This is a genomic window from Fibrobacter sp. (assembly GCA_024399065.1).
In the GTDB taxonomy this organism is placed as follows: Bacteria; Fibrobacterota; Fibrobacteria; order Fibrobacterales; family Fibrobacteraceae; genus Fibrobacter.
Map to the genome: position 1 here is coordinate 1 of JAKSIB010000078.1, position 2,933 is coordinate 2,933.

Genomic DNA, 2,933 nt, shown 5'->3' on the forward strand with positions numbered 1-2,933 from the left:
TCCAACGAAATGATGGCTACCTGGAAGTTTGAACCGGTATCCAAGGTTGACTGGGAAATCATCGATTCCCTGAAGATCTACAAGGAATTCCTCATCAAGCAGGGTACCATCAAGTTTGACCGTATCAAGGACTTCATCAAGAAGGGCCGCCTCACTCTCGTCTGCGACCACGTTCACGGTTCTACCCGTCGTCGTCCGGCTGCTCTCCTGGACAATCCGGAATGCCTCATCACTCTCCGCAACGAAGACGACAGCCTCTTCGGCGGTATCGCACCGGAACCGTCTTCCAAGAACTTGGAAAAGGTCCGCAAGGTTCTCGATGAAAGCCAGAGCTGGTTCCGCCTTGGCGCAATCTTTGACCCGGATGGTGACCGTATCCGTTTCTACGATGGTTCTCGCGAAATCGACATGAACCAGTTCGGTGCAATCGCTTTCCACTACATGGCTACCTGGCGCAAGGAACAGGGCGTGGTTGCCAAGTCCGTTGCTACCTCCAACTTCGTGAACATCATTGCTGAAAAGCTTGGCGTTCCTGTCATGGAAACTCCGGTTGGCTTCAAGAACTTCCGCCCCTGGCTCTCTCGCACCGCCAAGGACAAGGCTCTCGTTGCCTTCGAAGAATCCGATGGTATCTCCGGCCTCAACAACACTCTTGAAAAGGACGCTCAGTTCGGCCTCCTCATCGCTCTTGAAATCATGGCTGTTACCGGCAAGAACCTGGGTGAATACCTGGATGCCCTCTACGAAGAATTCGGCCGCTTCTACCCGAGCCGTGCAGGCTTCGAAGTGGACAAGTCCCTCGTTGGCGCTCCGCTCATCGCCAAGGTGAACGCTGTTGCCGAAGCTGCTCAGGTCGGTGCTAAGGTCATGGTCGGCTCTACCGAGAAGACCGTCAAGCAGCTCTTGACTTTGGACGGCGTAAAGATTATTTTCGAAGATGATTCCTGGATGCTGGTTCGCCCGTCCGGTACCGAACCCAAGGTTCGTATTTATACCGAATGCCGCAATCCGGATGAAAAGGACCCGATGTTCGAAGCAGCCAAGGCCCTGTTCTACAAGAACTAAACCTTGGTGTGTTTTGGGTTAGACTTCGACGTCACTGTTGAATTGTTTGAAAGGAAGTAATTATGAGAAAATTACTCGCGTTTCTTTTCCTGGCCTTTGCCGTAGTTTGCTCGGCCCAGACCTTGAAGCCTGAGTTCCAGGCTTTCTCTGGCGCCTTGCTCAAACTGAAAAAGGCTGACAAGGGATTCCATAAGTTCCAGCTTACTGTGGACGTGGCTCCGTGGGCTTTCCAGGCTACTGGTGAAGTCATGGCTCCCGGTGGTGACCCGGATCTTTTGATCACAGGTCTCTTCGACGGTGAACTCTATGCGGTTCTTGCATACGTTCCTTCTACAGCTGCTGGTTCCGATGGTGAAGAATACCAGGTTGGCTTCTTCGACATGATGCTTTATTTTGAAGAAGAACCGACCCGCATTCGTAACCTGAAGTTCAAGTTGTTGCCTCCGGCAAACGACGAATGGGCCAAGGGCATCCTGAAGGATGCTCTGGAATCTGGTTCCCTGCTGGGTAACGTCTGGGGTGGCAAGTTTGAAAAGGACATTGCCCGCTCTTCTGCTAACCCCATGGACAAGAGAAAACTTGAAAACCTGCAGAAGAAGAAAAAGAAACTTCCTGAAGACGATGGCACCATCGCTCCGAAGAAGCGTCGCGTAGATGCTGAAGAAGAGCCGGCGGAAGAAGTCAAATCCAAGAAGAAAAAGAAGAAGTCCGAAGACGAAGAATCTTCTGTTTCCAAAAAGAAAAAGAAGAAGAAAGCCGTAGAACCGGCCGAAGAGGACGACGACACTCCCAAGAAGAAGAAAAAGAAGAAAAAAAAACTCGAGGATCCGTGTGACGACCCAGATCTTTCCGCAAAGGAAAAGCGTCGTTGCAGGATGAATCAGTAATATCTTTTTCCTAAAATTTTTTAAATTTACACCGAAACTTTTGAACCTATAGAGGTAAATTATGTCCGGTCACTCCAAATGGGCCACCACCAAACGTAAGAAAGCTAAGACTGACGTTGCCCGTGCTAAGGCATGGAACAAGTTGATTAAGGAAATTTCTATCGCTGCTAAGCTCGGCGGCGGCAACCCGGATGCTAACCCGCGTCTCCGTGCTGCAATCATCAAGTCCAAGTCTCAGTCTCTTCCCACCAAGAATATCGAAAGTGCTATTGCCAAGGGTACTGGCGCTAACGGTGGCGCAGACGTTACCGAACCGTTGTACGAAGGCCGCGGTCCTGCAGGCATTGCCATCATGGTGCAGTGCATGACTGACAACAAGGTCCGTACCGTTGCTGAAATCCGTAATATCTTCAACAAGAACGGCGGCGCCATGGGCGAAACCGGTTCCGTTACTTGGGCATTTACCTACAAGGGTATGATTGTTATCGATGCTGAAAAGTATCCTGAAGACCAGGTCATGGACCTGGTTCTGGAAGCTGGCGCAGAAGACATGAGCTCCGAAGACGGCGTTCACGAAATCTCCACCTCTCCGGAAGCATTCGACGCTGTTACCCGTGCTCTCGAAGGTGCTAACATCGAAATGATGAGTGCAGAAATCACTTACGTCGCTAACGACCCTGTCAAGCTGGGCCACGACGACGCTGTGAAGCTCCTCAAGCTCATTGACAAGTTCGAAGACCACGACGACGTTCAGGACGTTTACCACAACGCTGAAATCGACGAAGCCGATATGGACGCTGAGTAGCCACGAGCCGAGTGTCGCAGAATGAGCTTGCTCATTCTATGACCGAGGCGAAGAGGCGGACGCTGGAGCGAAGCGTAAGCGTCCGTGATCCGTAAGGCGAATCCTGCGAAAACATGCTTGCATGTTTTCATAGGTGAGCCGAAGGATAGACGCTGGAGCCGTTGGCGTAAGCGTCA

Annotated in this window: 3 protein-coding genes; all 3 read left to right on the forward strand. The window is 51.3% G+C overall.

Annotated elements, in window-relative coordinates; all coding sequences use genetic code 11:
- Nucleotides 1-1,065 (forward strand): phosphomannomutase (locus MJZ25_16420; protein MCQ2125760.1); only part of this gene is annotated, 1,065 nt, incomplete at its 5' end.
- Between the two features lie 62 nt (nucleotides 1,066-1,127).
- Entirely contained in the window at nucleotides 1,128-1,952 is an 825-nt protein-coding gene (locus MJZ25_16425) for a hypothetical protein (GenBank protein MCQ2125761.1), read from the forward strand.
- Between the two features lie 61 nt (nucleotides 1,953-2,013).
- A complete protein-coding gene (locus MJZ25_16430; protein MCQ2125762.1) occupies nucleotides 2,014-2,757 on the forward strand; it encodes a YebC/PmpR family DNA-binding transcriptional regulator in 744 nt (247 codons plus the stop codon).
- Nucleotides 2,758-2,933 lie beyond the last annotated feature (176 nt).

Bases quoted from the DNA above. Each gene is read 5' to 3' on its own strand.
- MJZ25_16425 (MCQ2125761.1), top strand. From the start codon at position 1,128: ATGAGAAAATTACTCGCGTTTCTTTTCCTGGCCTTTGCCGTAGTTTGC.
- MJZ25_16430 (MCQ2125762.1), top strand. From the start codon at position 2,014: ATGTCCGGTCACTCCAAATGGGCCACCACCAAACGTAAGAAAGCTAAG.